General features: G+C 64.6%; 15 protein-coding genes. 9 read left to right on the top strand and 6 right to left on the bottom strand.

Features of this window, described 5'->3' with window-relative positions:
- Positions 1–41: 41 nt before the first annotated feature.
- Positions 42–731, top strand: coding sequence for a glutathione S-transferase (locus WBP07_RS07870; protein WP_395395329.1), 690 nt, complete (start codon positions 42–44; stop codon positions 729–731).
- A gap of 139 nt (positions 732–870) precedes the next feature.
- Here WBP07_RS07870 and WBP07_RS07865 read toward each other — a convergent pair whose 3' ends face one another.
- Entirely contained in the window at positions 871–1,695 is an 825-nt protein-coding gene (locus WBP07_RS07865; RefSeq protein WP_395395327.1) for a flagellin, read from the bottom strand.
- Positions 1,696–1,945: 250 nt separating this feature from the next.
- Here WBP07_RS07865 and WBP07_RS07860 point away from each other — a divergent pair, with 250 nt between their 5' ends.
- Complete coding sequence (locus WBP07_RS07860) at positions 1,946–2,902, top strand: DUF808 domain-containing protein (RefSeq protein WP_395395325.1); 957 nt, start codon at positions 1,946–1,948, stop codon at positions 2,900–2,902.
- 19 nt (positions 2,903–2,921) lie between these two features.
- Here WBP07_RS07860 and WBP07_RS07855 read toward each other — a convergent pair whose 3' ends face one another.
- Positions 2,922–4,337 carry a glutamate ligase domain-containing protein gene (locus WBP07_RS07855; RefSeq protein ID WP_395395323.1) on the bottom strand — a complete coding sequence of 472 codons (1,416 nt, stop codon included), beginning with the start codon at positions 4,335–4,337 and terminating at the stop codon, positions 2,922–2,924.
- A 53-nt stretch (positions 4,338–4,390) separates the two neighbouring features.
- On the opposite strand from WBP07_RS07855, the gene WBP07_RS07850 reads away from it, so the two are divergent.
- The 4 genes from WBP07_RS07850 (at position 4,391) to WBP07_RS07835 (ending at position 7,584) form a co-directional block, all read left to right on the top strand.
- A complete protein-coding gene (locus WBP07_RS07850; RefSeq protein ID WP_395395321.1) occupies positions 4,391–5,209 on the top strand; it encodes an LD-carboxypeptidase in 819 nt (272 codons plus the stop codon).
- Between the two features lie 87 nt (positions 5,210–5,296).
- A complete protein-coding gene (fabD, locus tag WBP07_RS07845) occupies positions 5,297–6,232 on the top strand; it encodes an ACP S-malonyltransferase (protein WP_395395319.1) in 936 nt (311 codons plus the stop codon).
- 118 nt (positions 6,233–6,350) lie between these two features.
- Entirely contained in the window at positions 6,351–7,115 is a 765-nt protein-coding gene (gene fabG, locus WBP07_RS07840; RefSeq protein ID WP_395395317.1) for a 3-oxoacyl-[acyl-carrier-protein] reductase, read from the top strand.
- A 25-nt stretch (positions 7,116–7,140) separates the two neighbouring features.
- Entirely contained in the window at positions 7,141–7,584 is a 444-nt protein-coding gene (locus WBP07_RS07835; protein ID WP_395395315.1) for a GNAT family N-acetyltransferase, read from the top strand.
- Here the strand turns inward: WBP07_RS07835 and WBP07_RS07830 are convergent.
- Positions 7,581–7,946, bottom strand: a complete 366-nt coding sequence (locus tag WBP07_RS07830; RefSeq protein WP_395395313.1) for a hypothetical protein — start codon at positions 7,944–7,946, stop codon at positions 7,581–7,583. The genes WBP07_RS07835 and WBP07_RS07830 overlap by 4 nt on opposite strands.
- 300 nt (positions 7,947–8,246) lie before the next feature.
- Between WBP07_RS07830 and dnaN the strand changes: the two genes are divergently transcribed.
- Together dnaN and WBP07_RS07820 are read left to right on the top strand one after the other, a co-directional pair.
- Positions 8,247–9,365, top strand: a complete 1,119-nt coding sequence (gene dnaN / locus WBP07_RS07825) for a DNA polymerase III subunit beta (protein WP_395395311.1) — start codon at positions 8,247–8,249, stop codon at positions 9,363–9,365.
- A 332-nt stretch (positions 9,366–9,697) separates the two neighbouring features.
- On the top strand, positions 9,698–10,468 hold the full coding sequence (locus WBP07_RS07820) for a hypothetical protein (protein WP_395395309.1): 771 nt from the start codon (positions 9,698–9,700) through the stop codon (positions 10,466–10,468).
- A 144-nt stretch (positions 10,469–10,612) separates the two neighbouring features.
- Here WBP07_RS07820 and WBP07_RS07815 read toward each other — a convergent pair whose 3' ends face one another.
- The 3 genes from WBP07_RS07815 to WBP07_RS07805 form a co-directional block, all read right to left on the bottom strand.
- Positions 10,613–12,676 (bottom strand): putative bifunctional diguanylate cyclase/phosphodiesterase, encoded by a 2,064-nt coding sequence (locus WBP07_RS07815; RefSeq protein ID WP_395395307.1) that lies wholly within the window; start codon positions 12,674–12,676, stop codon positions 10,613–10,615.
- Between the two features lie 199 nt (positions 12,677–12,875).
- Positions 12,876–13,427: a TlpA family protein disulfide reductase gene (locus WBP07_RS07810; protein WP_395395305.1), complete on the bottom strand. Its 552-nt coding sequence runs from the start codon at positions 13,425–13,427 to the stop codon at positions 12,876–12,878.
- 72 nt (positions 13,428–13,499) lie between these two features.
- Positions 13,500–14,822, bottom strand: a complete 1,323-nt coding sequence (locus WBP07_RS07805) for an FAD-dependent oxidoreductase (RefSeq protein WP_395395303.1) — start codon at positions 14,820–14,822, stop codon at positions 13,500–13,502.
- A 227-nt stretch (positions 14,823–15,049) separates the two neighbouring features.
- Between WBP07_RS07805 and WBP07_RS07800 the strand changes: the two genes are divergently transcribed.
- A complete protein-coding gene (locus WBP07_RS07800; RefSeq protein WP_395395301.1) occupies positions 15,050–17,824 on the top strand; it encodes an EAL domain-containing protein in 2,775 nt (924 codons plus the stop codon).
- Positions 17,825–17,831: the final 7 nt, after the last annotated feature.

Here is a 17,831-nt window from a genome sequence, read left to right as displayed (position 1 = left end):
ATAAGTTGATGCAAGCAAAAGCACACCATGCGGAGACGGCAGTGAGCGAGTCGGGTCTAGAGGGTTCCGGTGCGGGTTCGGCAGGGGGGCAACTGTCGATTTCCAGCAAGACCTACTCCGCCTGGTCGCTGCGCGGCTGGCTGATGTGCCGGCTGGCGGGGCTGGAGGTGACTGAGAAGCGCGTTGCCAACGACGCCGCCAATCGCGCCGAACTGCTGCTGCTCTCGCCCTCGGTCCTGGTGCCGCGCCTGGAGCATGAGGGTGCGAGCGTGTGGGACACGCTGGCGATCGCGGAATACCTGAACGAGAAGTATCCCGAGGCGGGCATGTTGCCTGCGGATCCGATCGCCCGCGCGCATTGCCGGTCGATCTCCGGCGAAATCCATTCGGGCTTCACCAACTTGCGGTCGGCCCTGCCGATGAACCTGAAGGTGGAGCACGAAAGCTTCCCGATCTTCTCTGGCGCCAGGCCGGATATAGAGCGGATCGAAGCGATCTGGACAGAGTGCCTCAACCGGTATGGCGGCCCCTACCTCTTCGGGAAGCAGCCGACTGTGGCCGATGCCATGTACGCGCCCGTCACGCGGCGGTTTCTCAGCTATGCCGTGCCGATGAGCGACGAGCTTCGCGCCTATTGCCAGACTATCGCGGCATGGCAGCCAATGGCGGACTGGCTGGCCGACGCCAAGGCGGAGCCTGAGGATTTCGAGGAACTCGACGTCGAGTTTTGAGCGGGGCGGGTTTTCCCCACCCCATTCTATTCTCACGCCACTTTCTTCCCGAGAGCGCCGCTCTTCACACGTAAAACCCGGCGGACATCGCTGCCCGCCGGGTGTTGTCGGGGCCTGGAAGGCCCCTCTGGGGAACCGATCAGCGCAGCAGCGAAAGCACGTTCTGCTGGGCCTGGTTGGCCTGTGCAATCATCGCGGTGGAGGCCTGGCTCAGGATCTGCGACTTCGCCAGCGAGGTCGTTTCAACCGAGTAATCGGTATCCTCGATCCGCGAACGGGCGTCGGACAAGTTGGTCACATTGCTGGTCAGGTTGTTGATCGCCGATTCCAGCCGGTTCTGGCCGGCGCCCAGCGAGGCGCGGCAGGCGTTCACGCCCTTCAGGGCATCGTCGATATTGTCCAGCGTGTCCGAAGCGGCGGTGCTGCTCGAAACATCAAGCGCCGCGGCATCGAGCTTGGTGCCGTCGATGCCGACCGAGGTGAGCGTAACCTTCTCGCCGGAATTCGATCCGGTCTGGATGTCGAAGCTGACGTCGCTGCCGGACGTGGTGGAGAACAGGGTGTTCCCGTTGAAGGTGGTGTTGCTCAGGATATCGCCGATCTGATCGGTCAGCGCGGTCACTTCCTGCTGCATCGCGCTGCGGTCGCTGTCCTGATAGGTGCCCGATGCGGACTGGATCGCCAGTTCACGAACGCGCTGCAGCATGTTCGCCACTTCGTCGAGCGCGCCGTCGGCCGTCTGGGCCAGCGAGATGCCGTCGTTGGCGTTGCGGATGCCCTGACCCATGCCACGGATCTGCGAACTCATCGAGGTGGAGATGGCAAGGCCGGCGGCATCGTCCTTGGCGGAGTTGATGCGCTTGCCGGTGGAGAGGCGTTCCATCGCGGTGCCCAGCGTTTTGTTGGCGGCGATAGAGGCGTTGGCAGCGCGAATGGCGCTGATATTCGTGTTGATAACCGACATGATTTTTCCCCAGTTTCAAGAAGTTGGAAGGTGCTCTCAGTGGCTCCCTCCGGACATGGCTCAGAACGGTTGCGGCCGGCGGGCGTTAAGGGCGGCCGATGGGGAAGGGGGCAAAGTCATGCCCGGACAGGCGCAAGAACTTTCACAAGTTGCTTTGTTTGCAAGGATTTTGCGGGATTTGCTTGATCGCCGAAAAATTCCCCCGCATGGCTTCGCGAATTCGTTTCAATGATCAAGGATTGTTCTTCCGATGCCTTCCGGCCTCGTTGCCCTGCTCGATGACGTCGCGGTGATTGCCCGCGCCGCAGCCGCTTCGCTCGACGACGTGGGGCTGGGGGTTGCCAAGGCCGGCAGCAAGGCGGCGGGCGTGGTGATCGACGATGCGGCGGTGACGCCGGGCTACGTCACCGACTTCACGCCCGAGCGCGAACTGCCGATCATCTGGAAGATCACCAAGGGCAGCTTGCGCAACAAGTTGCTGATCCTGCTGCCGATCGCACTGGTCTTGAGCGCGTTCCTGCCTTGGCTGATCACGCCGATCCTGATGCTGGGCGGCAGCTATCTCGCCTTCGAAGGCGCTGAAAAGGTCATCGAAAAATTCGGCGGCGCGCAGCATGGAGAAACGCTGGAAGGCCCGGTTGGCGACGCCGCCGCGTTCGAGCAGGCGCGTGTTTCGGGCGCGATCCGCACCGACCTGATCCTCTCTGCCGAGATCATGGCCATCGCACTTTCGCAGGTGGCCGATAGCTCGCTGTTCACCCGCGCGGTGGCGCTGGCGCTGGTCGGCATCCTCATCACTGTGGGCGTGTACGGCGCCGTCGCGCTGATCGTGAAGATGGACGATATCGGCCTGCACCTCGCCAAGAAGCAGGGCAAGGGCACGCAGGCGTTCGGCCGGATGCTGGTCAACGGCATGCCCAAAGTGCTGACGGTGCTGGCCTCGGTCGGCACGCTGGCGATGCTCTGGGTTGGCGGTGGGATCATCCTGCACGGCCTTGAAGAGCTTGGCGTTCCTGCGCCGGCGCATGTGGCGCATGCCTTCGAGCACTGGCTGTTCGTGCTTGGCGGCCCGCTTGGCAGCGTGCTGGGCTGGATCGGCTACGCGCTCGCTTCGGCCGTGGTCGGCCTTGTGCTCGGCGCGGTGATTGCCGTCGTCGTGCATGTGATCGGCCACATGCGCGGGAAGGGCGAAGCCGGGGCGCACTGATCGCGCCCCGGACTTTACCTCAGGGTAGACGGGCGAGCAGGTCTTTCGCGAAAACCGTCAGCGTATCGTCGCGGGCGCCCATCACGACCACGCGGTCGCCGGGTTGAGCGATTTGGGCGATGCGGGCGGCGCAGTCCTCGCGAGAGGGGACGTATTCCGCCTTTCCGCCATCGGCTTCGATCAGCCGCACGATGCGCTCGCTGCCTTCGGAACGGTCCACGGTGCCGCCGAAGTAGACCGGATCGCACAGGATCGTCACGTCGTCAGGCCCCAGCTTCGTCGCCAGCACTTGCGCCAGTTCGTGGCCCATCTGCTTGAGTGGGCCGTAGCCGTGCGGCTGGAAGAACGCGATCACGCGGCCCGGATGCGCCTTCAGCGTCGCCAGCGTGGCGGAGACTTTGTCCGGGTTGTGGCCGAAGTCGTCGATCACGGTAATGCCCGAAGCCGAGGTGCCGACGATATCGAAGCGCCGCGCAAGGCCGACGAAACTGCCCAGCGCCTCGACCGCATCGGCCACCGAAACGCCAGCGGCGTTGGCCGCGGCGATGGCGGCCAGCGCGTTATAGAGGTTGTGGCGGCCCGGCACTTTCAGCTTGAGCGCATGCGAGGTGCCGTCGCGCCGATCGAGCACGGTGGCAGTCAGCGAAGTCGGCCCCTCGACCACATCGGTCGCGGCGATCTGAGCTTCGGATGAAGAGATGCCGAAGGTCACAAGAGCCTTGGCATGCGGGGCGAGGGCGGCCGTCTCCGCATCATCGAGGTTGATCGCGGCAACCTCCGCGCGGCCCAGGAAATCGCCGAAAAGCTGGCGCAGTTCCTCAAGGCTCTTGTGGTCGAGGCTGACATTGCCAAGCACCGCTACCTTGGGGCGATAGAGCGCGATGGAGCCGTCGCTCTCGTCCACTTCCGATACGAAGGCGTTGCCCTGACCCACCCGGGCGCTGGCGAAAGGCGCGTCGGGGGTGGCGAAGTTCTTCATCACCGCGCCGTTCATGATCGTGGGATCGCGGCCCGCATGGGTCATGATCCAGCCGGTCATGCCGGTGACGGTGGACTTGCCGGAGGTGCCGCCGATGGCCACGCCGAAGGGCGCTGCATTGAACAGCGTCGCCAGAAGCTGGGCGCGGCTCATGCGCGGGCAGCCGAATTCCTTCGCGCGCACCATTTCCGGCACCGTGTCTTCCACGGCTGCGGAGGCGACCAGCGTCTGCTCCGGTCCGGTCACGCCGCTGCCGTCCTGCGGGTGCAGGTCGAAGCCCAGGCTTTCCAGCCATGCGAACTTTTCCGGCGTGCGGCCCTGATCGCGGCTGCGGTCCGAGCCGGCGACTTGCGCGCCGTGGCCCTTGAGGATCAGCGCGAGCGGCAACATGCCCGATCCGCCGATGCCGCAGAAGAACCAGGGATGTGAAGTGAGATCGTTATGCGCGGAAGTCATGACGCTTCGGTATGCGGCCTTGTTCGTCCTGACAACCTCGATAGGAAGGAGCCATGACCCGTATCGCAGTTTGTGCACCGTCCACCCCGATCACCCGCGAGGATGCGGCGGCCGTCGTCGCGCTGGCGGCCGAGGAGTTCCCCGATGTGGAGCTGGTGATCCACGAACAGTGCTTCGAAGTGGAAGGCCATTTTGCCGGCAGCGACGCCCGGCGGATCGCGGCGCTGGTGGAATGTGCCAACGATCCCTCGGTCGATGCGGTATGGTTCGCGCGCGGCGGCTACGGCGCCTGCCGCGTTGCGGAAGCGGCCATCGCGAAGTTCACGCACGATGCTCAGGCCAAGACTTTCCTTGGCTATTCCGATGCGGGCTATCTGCTGGGCGGCCTCTACCGCGCGCGGATCGGCAAGCCCGTCCACGGACCGATGTTGGCCGATATCCGGCGTGAGGGGGGGGCGGAAGCGGTGCGCCGTGCGTTGCGCTGGCTGACCGGCGATGCCTCGGGCGTCGAACCTACCGGAGACGATCACCCGCGCGTCGCCTTCAATCTGATGACCTTGGCGATGCTCTGCGGCACGCCGTTGATGCCGGGATTGGCCAAGCATGTGGTGCTGGTGGAGGAAGTTTCGGAGTATCTCTACGCCGTGGACCGGTTGTTCTTCCACCTCACCGCGCACCTTGGCGGCGTGGCTGGTCTGCGCCTCGGCCGGGTCAGCGATGTGCCGGAAAACGACCGTCCATTCGGCGTCGAGGCAGAGGAAATCGCCCGTCACTGGTGCGCGCATCATTCCATCGCCTACCTCGGCAGTGCCGATATCGGGCATGATGCTGCCAATCGGATCGTCCCGTTCGGACTTGCCGAGCGGGCATAAGGTCAATAACGCGCCGCGCCACATCAAGAGATTCACACATCGGCAGGGCGCAATCGCAAAGCCCGCCGGACAGAAGGAGCCGCCAAGATGCGTGCATTCGTTTTCCCGGGGCAGGGCAGCCAGAAGGTCGGTATGGGCGCCGAACTCGCCGAAGCCAGCGCCGTCGCGCGCGAAGTCTTCCAGGAAGTGGACGAGGCGCTGGGCCAAAATCTCTTCCGCGTGATGACGCAGGGCCCCGAAGAGGAACTGACCCTTACCGAGAACGCCCAGCCGGCAATCATGGCCAATGCCATTGCCGTCCTGCGCGTGCTGGAGAAGGAAGGCGGCGTAACGCTGGCCGATAAGGCGGACTTCGTCGCCGGCCACTCGTTGGGCGAATATACCGCGCTCTGCGCTGCCGGCGCCTTCAGCCTTGCTGACACCGCGCGCCTGCTGAAGCTGCGCGGCCAGTCGATGCAGGCGGCCGTTCCGGTCGGCCTCGGCGCGATGGCCGCGCTGCTCGGCGCCGATATCGAGAAGGCCAGCGAACTCGCCGCTGCTGCGGCTGAAGGCCAGGTCTGCACCGTCGCCAACGACAACGATCCCACGCAGGTCGTGATCTCGGGCCACAAGGAAGCCATCGAACGCGCCGTTGCGCTGGTGAAGGACTTCGGCATCAAGCGCGGCGTGCTGCTGCCGGTTTCGGCGCCGTTCCACTGCCCGCTGATGCAGCCCGCCGCCGATGCCATGGCGGAGGCTCTGGGCAAGACTCCTCCGGGCAGCCTGCATGTGCCGCTGTTCGCCAACGTCACCGCATCGGTCGTCACCGATCCCGCCGAAGTGCAGCGCTTGCTGGTGGAGCAGGTCACCGGCCGCGTCCGCTGGCGCGAAAGCGCGATCGCCATGCGCGAGGCGGGCGTCGAGACGTTCGTCGAACTCGGCGGCAAAGTGCTCGGCCCGATGATCAAGCGCTCTGCCGGTGAGGTGGAGGTAATCTCCGCCGTGACCATGGCCGAGATCGAGGAACTGGCGAAGGGCCTCTAAGCGGCCGGCCTGCGATCCACGCGCCGGGCTTGACCCCGGCGCCCCAAAGGTTTGAAGAATGGCCCCGTTCAGCGGGCCGTCGCTGCCGTTCGGCAAGCGATTCACGGAGATTTGAAAGATGTTCAACCTCAACGGAATGACCGCCCTCGTGACCGGCGCCTCGGGCGGGATCGGTTCGTCGATCGCGCGCGCGCTTGCAGCACAGGGTGCGCGCCTCGCCATCTCGGGCTCGAACGCCGACAAACTGCGCGCCTTCCGCGACGAGCTGGACGAGCACACCCCGCAGGCCGTCCAGGAAGTCGACCATGTCGCCATCGCCTGCAATCTGGGTGATGCGGAGCAGGTGGAGAAGCTGGTTCCCGCCGCGCTCGAATCGCTCGGCAAGATCGACATCCTGATCAACAACGCGGGCATCACCCGCGACAACCTTGCCATGCGCATGAAGGACGAGGAGTGGGATCAGGTCATCAAGATCAACCTCGAATCGACCTTCCGCCTGATGCGCGCCGTCACCAAGCCGATGATGAAGGCGCGCTTCGGCCGCATCATCAACGTCACCTCGGTCGTCGGCACCACCGGCAATCCCGGCCAGATGAACTACTGCGCGGCCAAGGGCGGCATCACCGCCATGTCGAAGAGCCTTGCCCAGGAACTCGCCAGCCGTAACGTCACCGTCAACTGCGTCGCTCCGGGCTTCATCCGCACCGCGATGACCGATGTGCTGCCCGATGCCCAGAAGGACGCGCTGAACGGCCGCATCCCGATGGGCCGCATGGGCGAGGGCGACGATATCGCCGCTGCCGCCGTATTCCTTGCCTCGAAGGAAGCTGGCTACGTCACCGGCCAGACGATCCACGTCAACGGCGGCATGGTGATGATCTGATAGGGCGCTCGGGATCGTGCGGACAGTGAGGGTTGAGCCCTGCGATCCGCGCGATCCCGAAGCGGTCGCGGTGATGGAGCGTCTTTCCGGGGCGCTCTCCGCGATCACGGGTGACGGGGGCACGTCTTCGTTCAACTCGTCCGATGTTTTGGTATCCCGCGCGTTGTTCGTGATTGCGCGGGATGCGGGCGGCGCTGCCATGGGATGCGGTGCCTATCGGCCGCTTGAAGGCGGCGTGGCCGAGATCAAGCGCATGTATGCCGAGAAGGGCTGTGGTACGGCCATTCTTGCCCATCTCGAAGCTGCGGCCTCTGTCGAAGGCTATCGCGAGGCTTGGCTTTCCACGCGGCGTATCAACGAGCGCGCGGTCGCGTTCTACCGCCGCCACGGCTACGCCGAAGTGGCGCCGTACGGCCGCTATGCGGATCGACCTCAGTCGATTTGTCTTGGGAAAGTCCTGAAGTCCTAGTTGTGAACGGTGCCGTCGGCGCTGACGATCGTCGCACCCAGCCTGCCGGCAAGATCGCGCGCCACGGCCAGAATCGAGTGACCGTCCGGCTCCGGATCGGGTGCGGTGAAGCTGACGGTGCCGTTGGGAGACCACCAGAGCGCGCGCAGCCAGCCGTCATAGCCGTCGCGCCATACTTCGACATCGCCCCCGCGGTTGGGCATCACCACCCATTCGCGGGTGACGGGATTGAGGGCATTGGCATCGCCTTCGGCCAGGCGGACCCCTTCGATGCCGACTACGGCTTCCTTCCATTCGGGCAAGGTGATCGGCTTGATTTCGCCGCTGTCGTCCTTGCGTTCGATACGCAGACCTTGAGACAAGTGGTTCGCCTCCCACGATTTCGGGGGGATTGGAGGGTGCACTGCAGCATGCGCCGCCCCGGCGGCGAGGGCAAGCGGAAGGTGCCGGACGGACGCCATGGAGGCGTGACTTTGTCGCAGGCGGGCCCAGCGGACAGAATTCGCACGAGAAACCCCCGATTTATCCCCAGTTTCGCCTGTCCCACGCCATTACTCGCTTGCCGCAAGCCTTACGTTCGCTAGAGATATTCGTCCTGAAATTCGGGATTGTCCGTGTCAACCGGGCGTCCCAAGCCCGACCAAGGGGGACCTGAGGCTGACATGAAGGCCACGATCGAACGTTCCACGCTCCTGCGCTGCCTCAGCCACGTGCAGTCCGTTGTCGAGCGGCGCAACACCATTCCCATTCTCTCGAATGTGCTGATCGAGGCTTCGGGTACCGGCTCCCTGCGTATCATGGCGACCGACCTTGACCTGCAAGTGGTCGAGACGGTGGGCGCGGTCTCTGTAGAGCAAGCCGGCGCAATTACCGTTTCGGCGCATCTGCTGTTCGACATCGCGCGCAAGCTTCCCGATGGCAGCCAGGTCAGCCTCGACGCATCCGACAACCGCATGGTCGTCAAGGCCGGGCGCAGCCGCTTCCAGCTACCGACGCTGCCGCGTGACGATTTCCCGGTGATCGCCGAGGGTGAGCTGCCGACCAGCTTCGAAATCTCGGCATCGCTGCTGGGCCAGCTGATCGACCGCACGCGCTTCGCGATTTCGACCGAGGAAACGCGTTACTACCTCAACGGCATCTTCCTGCATGTCAGCGATGACGAGCTGAAGGCCGCCGCCACCGACGGCCACCGCCTTGCCCGCTTCACGCTGGCTCGCCCCGAGGGCGCGCAGGGCATGCCGGACGTGATCGTGCCGCGTAAGTGCGTGGGCGAACTGCGCAAGCTGCTGGAAGAAGCGCTGGATACCAACGTGCTGGTGGACCTTTCCGCCAGCAAGATCCGCTTCACGCTGGGCGGCGAGCATGGCGTGGTGCTGACCAGCAAGCTGATCGACGGCACGTTCCCCGACTACACGCGCGTCATCCCGACCGGGAACGACAAGCTGCTGAAGATCGATCCCAAGAGCTTCTTCGAAGGCGTGGACCGCGTGGCGACCATCGCCACCGAAAAGACCCGCGCAGTGAAGATGGCGCTGGATCAGGACCGCGTGACGCTTTCGGTCACCTCGCCCGACAACGGCACGGCGGCTGAAGAAGTTCCGGCGGACTACTCTGCGGACGGCTTCGAGATCGGCTTCAATGCCAACTATCTCAAGGACATCCTCGGCCAGATCGACGGCGACACGGTGGAACTGCACCTTGCCGACGCCGGCGCGCCGACGCTGATCCGTCAGGACGAGAAGAGCCCCGCGCTCTACGTGCTGATGCCGATGCGCGTCTGATCGCAGGCTTCATGGCCGATAAAGAAAAGGCCGGGGCGAAAGCTCCGGCCTTTTTCTATGCACTGGTTCTGAGTGGCAGCTGCGTTCCGACGCGCAGTCCGCCATCAAGATGCGCTGTGGATGCACCCCGCGGCGGAAACGGATGCGCCTAGTCGGAGCGGCGAAGGGATTTTCAGGACTTTCGGCCTGTATTCAAAGATAGAGCGAGTAACGTCTTGCGACGTGTGTTTCGATATTTCCGATTTTTAATTGGCCGAATATCGGCACCAAGCCACGCTTCCGAATGACCGATGGATCGCAATTGCCATCGGCGCTGGGAGGGTTGTCGAATCATGACGCAGCCGAACAAAAATCAATCGGGTCGTTACGCCGACGGGGAGGGGGAACGGCCCGGCAGGCTCACCCGAAGTCCGATGGTCCGGGCGTTGATCCACATCGCGGCGTTGATCGGCGCGCTCTACGCACCGTCTGGTTTCGCCCAACAATCCCATGAGCGCGCGACACATACTCCGCCTTCGGAATCAAGGGTACAGGCATCGGATACCCAAGCCATCACGCGGTTCTGGGATTACGTCATATGCGTCAATGATCGCGATCCAGCGGGCGTGGATGCATTGGTGTCCCGGTTTTTCAAGGGCTCCGACATGAAGCGCGATCTCAAGGCGTTCGCGCAGCGCAACACCGCTTGCATGGGTAAATGGGACGACGAGTTGTCCATGCATCCCGTGGTCTATGCCAGCGGACTGGCAGGCGTGCGTCTGGCCCGAAAATACCAGAGCGGCCCGGTACCCACTTATGCCGAGGTGCCGACGATTTTCACGGCAGACGCAATCGCGAAAGTGAATAACCTGGATCAGCGAAAACAGCTGGTTATGTATTCTTTCGCGGAATGCGTGGTGCGCCGCGACCCGGCCACCGTCTTTGCGCTGATGTTGACCCGCTGGCAGAGCAAGGAAGCCGGTGCCTTGTGGTCCAAGCTGGGCGATCCCATGGGATTATGCGTCCCGGCAAAGGAAGGTGACAAACTGGCCTTCGATAAGTTCCTGCTGCAGTGGAACTTCGCGTATGCCGCGCTGGCGTTGGATAATTCGATAAAGCGATGATGTGGCGGCTCCCCGCCACGCTGATGGTGAGGAAATCGCGCCAGATTTGTGGAAGTGCAGGCTCGGCTGGTTCGCCATCCAGGGCAGATCTTGCCCCGGATGGCGATTGCCGGCTTCCTGCAATTCCTGCGCCTTTGCCTTTGCTCACGCCACCTCGGCCTGCGGGGCCATCGACAGGGTGAAATAGTGGGGCACTTCGTCCGCCTCGATCGGGCGGCTGTAGAAATAGCCTTGCAGGTGCGTGCAGCCGGCGCCCTTGGTGGCGTCGATCAGGTGTTCCTCGCTGATCCCTTCGGCGACGACTTCGGCGCCGACGTGGCGCGCCATCGTCACCGCCGCTTCCAGCACGGCGACCGAGGCCGGGTCCTGGCCCAGATCCATGACGAGGCTGCGGTCCAGCTTCATGCGGTCGAACTTGAAGCTCTTGACCATTGAGAGCGAGGAATAGCCGGTGCCGAAATCGTCCAGCGCGATGCGGAAGCCCATGTTGCGCAGCAGGTTGAGCGTCAGCAGCGCGCGCGTGTTGCGTTCGATGGAGAGCGATTCCGTCACTTCCAGGAACAGCCGGTGCGGCGCGATGCCGTGGCGGCTGCAGGCATCCAGCAGGAAGGCGCTGAAACCGTCGTGCTGAAGCTGGAGCGGGGAGAGATTGATGCTCATCAGCATGTTGTGCGGCCAGTGCGCGAAATCCTGCAGCGCGCGGCGGATGATCCATTCGCCCAGGCGCACCATGAGCCCGCTGCGTTCGGCGGCGGGAATGAAGGTGGACGGCGGCACTTCGCCGAGCACCGGATGCTTCCAGCGGACCAGCGCCTCCACTTCGCGCGCGGTTTCGGAAACCGGGTGGATCGGCTGGTAGACCATGCGCAGTTCGCTCTTTTCGAACGCGGCTTCCAGGTCCTTTTCCAGCGCGCGGTCCACGGCGCGCTCTTCGGCCATCTGCGGGGCGAAGCCGGTGGCGCAGTTGCGGCCGTTCTTCTTGGAGGCATAGAGCGCCATGTCGGCGTTGCGCAGAATCTCGTCGATGTCGGCATCGGGAGAGGCGGCGACTTCGGCAACGCCGATCGAAACGGTGATCGCCACCGAATATTCGCCCAGGCTGAAAGGCGTGCGCATCGAATCCGTGAGGCGCGAGGCGAGGCCGATGGCCGCTTCGCCATCCGACATTTCGATGCAGACCGCGAACTCGTCACCACCCACGCGGGCGACAATGCTGGTATCGCCCAGGTTCGTCTTGAGGCGGCCGCCGATCAGGCGCACCAGATCGTCACCGGCGGCGTGGCCATAATCGTCGTTGATGTGCTTGAACCGGTCGATGTCGATCAGCATGCAGGCGAACCGGCGATCCGGCGCGGCGCTGAACAGCCAGCTGACGTCTTCCTGGAAGGCGCGACGATTGGGCAGGCCGGTCGCGGCATCGCTGAAGGCCAGGTTCTTCACCGCCTTGGCATTGCGGCGGAAGGTTTCCAGCGGGCCGGAAAGGTCCTGAAGCTCCTTCAGGCGGAACGAACCGATCTCGATGTCGAGGTCGCCATTGGCCAGGCTCTGGAGCGAGCGGTGCATGCGGCGCACGGCCGGCAGGATGTTCTTGAGGATGTCGAACAGCACCAGCGAGACGATCAGGATCGTGACGAGCCCGGTGCTGAGCACCAGCATCTGCCAGCGCGCGATCGAGGCGACGAGGCGGCGCTGTGCAGCCTCTCGCTCTGCATGGGCGCGCTCGACGATGCGGGCGGCAAGCGCGGCCATGGCATTGTTGCGCGTCTGGATGCGATTGATCAGCCCGCGCCGGGCGGTGTCCCCCGACTGCACTTTCAGAATGGCGCTGACGTGGCGGTCAAGGTCGGCAAAGGGATCGGAAGCTTCGGGCAGGTCATAGAGCGCCATGCCGCTGTTGCGCAGGCGCCCCAGTTGGTCGCCGATGGCAATGGCGGCGTCGGTCAGCTCGGCGCCCGTATCGTCGCTGGCGACGAGGCCGCGGTTGGTGGCCATGCGCAGCTTGCCGACGGCTTCGGCGAACTGGTCGGCGTTTTCGGCAATGGCGGAGGCATGGACCAGCGCCTCACCATCGCGGCGCAGGCCGAATGCCTCTCGCTGGGTGACGATCTGCAGCAGCCCGGTGGCCGCGACGATAAGGATCAGGGCGCCGACAAGGCGCGTTTCCAGTGAAGAGAGCAGCCGCCCGACTGCCGGTTTCCAAGATGGCATCTGTGCACCCGAATGTCTTTTTCGGACCGGAATTAACCAATGCTTTCCGGTCTCTGAAAGTGATTTCGGGTGACTGCTAGACGGTAAAGGCTAAAAAATCCTAATAATAACAATAATTTATTTCGCTTACCTGTCATCAAGTTGTAATATTGAAAAGGAATAAACTTGTAATTTGGTGCGATTGATTGCTCGCGCGGCGTCAAGCGGGCGCCTTTTCGGCAAGCAACGGCACCAGCACGGCGTTCAGGTCGTCCAAATCGAAGGCGCCGGCCTTGGCGTAACGCACCTTGCCTGCCCTATCGATCACGAAGTTGGTGGGTACGCCGGTCAGCGGGCCGTAGGGGCCCTTGATCTTGCGCGCGGCCGGGATCGCCATGGCCTTGAACAGTGCCTTCAGCATGTAGGGCGGCGCAGAATCCTCCGTCGTGATGGCGAAGACTTTCAGTCCGCGATTGCGTTGCAGCGCGTAATAGGAATCCAGCGTCGGCAGTTCCTTGCGGCAGGGAATGCACCAGGTGGCCCAGAAATTGAGCACCACGACCTGACCGCGAAGCTGGGCGAGCGTGACCTTGCTGCCGTCCATCAAGGTGATCTCGAAGTCCGGCGCTATCTCCCCCACCGTGGGCGTGTGGTCGGCCTTGGCTTCTGCCGTGCCGGCAGGCATCGACAGCATCAACACCGCCGCAATCGCGGCGCGGACATGATTCTTCGACAGCACTGCAACCCCCTGCTCGCCAATGGATTGGCGCATAGCAGGGGGTATATGACGAACCAGTGAAATCGCTGAAAGCGGGCGGGGGCCGGGTTCAGCGCGGGCTATCGATCAGTGCTTGCCCGCAGCCTCGATCATCCGTTCCACCGCGACGAATTTCTCGCGCGGGGCGCCGTTGCGGGCATTGGCGATCTCGGCCTCGTCGATCTTCTGCCAATCGGTGAATTTCACGTAGTCGATTCCGCGCTCCGCCGCGAGCGCGTCGAAACCGGGGCGGCCCGGCTTTCCGGCGCCATCCGCGCGGAAGCCGCCCAGATCTTCCGAAATACGCTCGACGATGGAAAAGCCGTCCGGCCGGTTGGTGCCGATCGTGCCGGTGGGGCCGCGCCGTGCCCAGCCGACGCAATAGAGGCCCGGCGCGATCCGGCCATCTTCGTTGGCGAAGCGGCCTAGCTTGTCGTCATAGGGCACATCCGGGATCGGGGATGTCTGATAGCCGATGCAGGCGATCACCAGGCCGGCGGGGATGCGATAGGTCTCCCCGGTGCCGACCGCCTTGCCATCCTCCAGCCGGGTGCGTTCGACCTCTACGGCTTCCACCCGGTCCTGGCCCAGAATGGCGCGGGGGGCGGCGTAGAAATCGAATTCGATAGAGACTTCATCGACTTGCGGTTCGGCAGGGGCGGCTTTCGCGAAGCTGCGCAAGTGCCCGACGGCCTTGCGCTGGCCGGGATCGAGCGCGGCGTCGCCGGTTTCGGCGGGCAGGTCGGCCGTGTCCACATGCGGGCGCGCGCGGGTGAGCTGGGTAAGCTCGCCCAGTTCCTTCGGCGTCATCGCGATCTGGAACGGCCCGCGCCGGCCAAGGATGACGATGCGCCGCACTTTCGATCCGGTCAGCGCCTCCAGCGCGTGGGTGACGATGTCGGATCCCGCGAACTCCTTCTGCGACTTGGCAAGGATGCGCGCGACGTCGAGCGCGACGTTGCCGTTGCCGATCACCACCGCGGTATCGTGCGACAGCGCGGGGTTCAGGCCGGAGAAGTACGGATGGCCGTTGTACCAGCCGACGAAGGCAGCCGATCCGAAGACATTGGGCAGATCCTCTCCGGGAAGGCCCAGCTTGCGGTCGTTCGGTGCGCCCGTGGCCAGCACCACGGCATCGTAGAGGTCGCGCAGTTCGCCGACCGAGATGTCGCGGCCGATGGAGACATTGCCGATGAAGCGCACATTGTCCGTCAGCGCAGTGGCCTCGTAACGGCGGGAGACGCCCTTGATCGACTGATGGTCGGGCGCAACGCCGCTGCGGATCAGGCCGAAGGGAACGGGCAGGGCGTCGAAGATGTCGACCCGCACGCCGTCGCCCCATTGCCTGAGTGCCGCTTCGGCGGTGTAATAGCCAGCCGGACCCGAACCCACGATCGCGATATGCCGCATGGTTTTGCTCTCCCGTGAAAGGGCGCACCGGGCGCGCGCCCCGTCATTTGGCAAGCAAGCATGGGGCACGGGGCGGAGCAAGCGAAAACGGCCGTTCGCGGCATCCGGCGCGACGGGCTGCGTTATAGGTGTTAGTGCCTGTGATGCGCTGGAATTTCGGATTTTTCGCCTCTCCAGGCGCCGCGAGCTTAACCCTTTTGAAATGGGCCAGACCGCAAGAGCGGGGAATGGCGATCACAGGTTCCCCAAGGAAGCGGCATTCGGCCCGCAAGGGTGTGCCGGGCGCGCGCGCATCGGGGCTCCTGCGCGACCGCGCCGGGGGCGAATCGGATTCGTCCGTCGATGGCCAAGTCGCTGCGATATCGCCGGATCTACCCGTGGTGGTCGAGCCGCTCGGGGCCGCAGGCAACATGGCGGGAAATTTCGCATTCCTGCGTCCCAAGGGCGGCAGCAGCGATCCCCTGTTCTATTTCGTGGCGCGCCGCTGGGAACTGATGGCGCCGGCCATGGTCGCCGTGCTGGTGGCCATGGGCGTGCTTTCGGGCAGCCGGCCAGGCCTTGCGACGGTGCTGCTCTCGCTTCTGGCGATGATGGGCTGCCTTGCCGCGCCGCTACTGGCGCGGACGGAGGAAGGGCGGCGGCATGACAGCTGGATGCGCTATCCGCTGATGCTGGCCGCGATCGCCGCGCCGATGGCGCTGTTCGGCCTTGCCACCTCGCTATGGGTGCCGGTGCTGGAGGCCGGGCTGACGGTGAAGGGGCACGTCCTGCTGATCCTGCTGGCGACGGTGCTGCTGAACGGGCGGATGACGTCGATCGTCGCGGCGACGGTGGCGCTATGGTTCGGCGCATCGCTGCCTTCCGCCTCTGCCTATTCGTTCGGGGTACTGGCGGCCGGTTGCGGGCTCGGCCTTGTCGTCGCCATGCGGCAGGTGCGTGAGGCCGCCGCGGAATCCGCGCACCGGGCCGAGCAGGATATGCGCCAGCATCGTGCCGAGGAACTGCTGGGCGAGTACGAGGACACTGGGCAGGGCTGGTTCTGGGAAAGCGACCGGCGCGGCATGGTCACTTATGTATCGCCGCGCATTGCGCAATTGCTGGGCTGCACGCAGGCGGAAGTGGCCGGGCGGCCTTTCACCAGCCTGTTCCATGTAGAGTCCGACGGGCCGCAGGAGAGCGAGCGCACGCTGGCCTTCCATCTGGCCACGCGATCCTCTTTCCAGGACCTGACGGTACGCGCCGCCACGGCGGAGGCGGACGAGCGCTGGTGGTCGATCTCCGGCCGGCCGGTGTTGGACCAGTTCCACAATTTCCTGGGTTTTCGCGGGTCGGGCACCGATCTGACCGAAACCCGCAAGTCGCAGCAGCATGTGACCCTGCTGGCGCGCTTCGATTCGCTGACGGGGCTGGCCAACCGCTATCAGATGGCGGAATGGCTGGAGAAGATCCTGACCTCTCCCCGGTTGGAAAGTCGCGCCTGCGCGGTGTTCCTGCTCGATCTCGACCGGTTCAAGCAAGTCAACGACACGATGGGCCACCCCGCCGGCGACGCGCTGCTGAAGCAGGTGGCCGAACGGCTGACCAGCACGGTGGGTGCGATGGGCCGCGTCGGGCGACTGGGCGGGGATGAGTTCAAGGTCCTGCTGCCCGGCCATCACCAGCACGAGGGCCTTGCCCACATCGCGCGCCGGATCATCGAGAACCTGTCGCAGCCCTACGAGATAGAGGGCGTGCGGGTGACGATCGGCGCTTCGGTGGGCATCTCGCTCTGTCCGGAGAACGGCAGCACGGCGGAAGAGATCATCCGCAATGCCGACCTTGCGCTCTATGCGGCCAAGGGCAGCGGGCGCGGGCGGCACTATTTCTACGACGACGACCTGCATTCGGACGCCAAGGAGCGCCAGCAGCTTGAGCAGGACTTGCGCGATGCCATCGTGCTGGGGACGCTGGAGCTGCACTACCAGCCGCAGATCCACACCACGACCGAGCGGATCACCGGATTCGAGGCGCTGCTGCGCTGGAACCATCCGCGCCACGGCTATCTCTCGCCTGCCAAGTTCGTGCCGGTGGCGGAAGAGACCGGGCTCGTGGCCCAGATCGGCGAATGGGCGCTGCGCACTGCCTGCCGCGATCTGGCGGCATGGCCTGAGGATGTGCGCGTGGCGGTCAACGTCTCGCCCCTGCAGTTCTCCAACCCGGCGCTGCCGGCGATCGTCACGCGCGCCATTGCCGACGCAGGCATATCGTCGTCGCGGCTGGAGCTTGAGATCACGGAAAGCGTGTTCCTGGGCGAGGACAAATCGACCGAGGCGATGTTCGCGGCGCTGAAGTCGGTGGGTGTGCGTCTGGCGCTGGACGATTTCGGCACCGGCTACTCCTCGCTCGGCTATTTGAAGAAAGCGCCGTTCGACAAGATCAAGATCGACCAGAGCTTCGTGCGCGGCGCCACCATCGAAGGCAGCCGCAACGGGGCGATCATCTCCTCGATCGTCAGTCTGGCCGAAGCCTTGAACATGGAAACCACGGCCGAGGGCGTGGAGACCTTGGACGAGCTGGATCTCGTGCGCCTGCTGGGATGCAGCCATATTCAGGGCTATATCTATGAGCGGCCACTGGACGCGCCGGGCGCTGCGGCGCGGCTGGCGCGCGGGTTGGGGGCGGTGGCGCAAGGGCCGCGTTCGGCCCGCGCACCGCGCCAGACGATGCTGCGCAAGGTCGTGCTGGAGCACGACGGGCACATCTACCACGCCACTATCCGCAACGTTTCGCAGACCGGGGCGCTGGTGGAGGGTCTGTGGAACGTGCCGGTGGAGACGTGCTTCGCGCTGCATCTGGCCGAAGACAACGTGGTGCTGGCCACTGCGCGCTGGTGCCGGGAAGACCACATGGGCGTCGAATTCGGCACGCCGCTGGAGCTGGACGCCCACGGTGCGGTGCTGTTCACGCCTTCGCGAACCCTGTTCGAGCCAAGCGAGAGCGGCCCGCTGCGCAAGGTTGGCTGAACCCGCC

It is taken from the genome of Novosphingobium oxfordense, assembly GCF_044029435.1.
Lineage (GTDB): Bacteria > Pseudomonadota > Alphaproteobacteria > Sphingomonadales > Sphingomonadaceae > Novosphingobium.
Note: the sequence above shows the minus strand (reverse complement) of the source record. Positions and strands in the feature narration are given on the sequence as shown.

Excerpts from the sequence above, each read along its gene's own strand:
- fabG (WP_395395317.1), top strand. The coding sequence starts at position 6,351 with ATGTTCAACCTCAACGGAATGACCGCCCTCGTGACCGGCGCCTCGGGC.
- WBP07_RS07860 (WP_395395325.1), top strand. The coding sequence starts at position 1,946 with ATGCCTTCCGGCCTCGTTGCCCTGCTCGATGACGTCGCGGTGATTGCC.
- WBP07_RS07815 (WP_395395307.1), bottom strand. The coding sequence starts at position 12,676 with ATGCCATCTTGGAAACCGGCAGTCGGGCGGCTGCTCTCTTCACTGGAA.
- WBP07_RS07800 (WP_395395301.1), top strand. The coding sequence starts at position 15,050 with ATGGCGATCACAGGTTCCCCAAGGAAGCGGCATTCGGCCCGCAAGGGT.
- WBP07_RS07855 (WP_395395323.1), bottom strand. The coding sequence starts at position 4,337 with ATGACTTCCGCGCATAACGATCTCACTTCACATCCCTGGTTCTTCTGC.
- WBP07_RS07810 (WP_395395305.1), bottom strand. The coding sequence starts at position 13,427 with ATGCGCCAATCCATTGGCGAGCAGGGGGTTGCAGTGCTGTCGAAGAAT.
- WBP07_RS07865 (WP_395395327.1), bottom strand. The coding sequence starts at position 1,695 with ATGTCGGTTATCAACACGAATATCAGCGCCATTCGCGCTGCCAACGCC.
- WBP07_RS07805 (WP_395395303.1), bottom strand. The coding sequence starts at position 14,822 with ATGCGGCATATCGCGATCGTGGGTTCGGGTCCGGCTGGCTATTACACC.
- WBP07_RS07820 (WP_395395309.1), top strand. The coding sequence starts at position 9,698 with ATGACGCAGCCGAACAAAAATCAATCGGGTCGTTACGCCGACGGGGAG.
- WBP07_RS07850 (WP_395395321.1), top strand. The coding sequence starts at position 4,391 with ATGACCCGTATCGCAGTTTGTGCACCGTCCACCCCGATCACCCGCGAG.
- fabD (WP_395395319.1), top strand. The coding sequence starts at position 5,297 with ATGCGTGCATTCGTTTTCCCGGGGCAGGGCAGCCAGAAGGTCGGTATG.
- dnaN (WP_395395311.1), top strand. The coding sequence starts at position 8,247 with ATGAAGGCCACGATCGAACGTTCCACGCTCCTGCGCTGCCTCAGCCAC.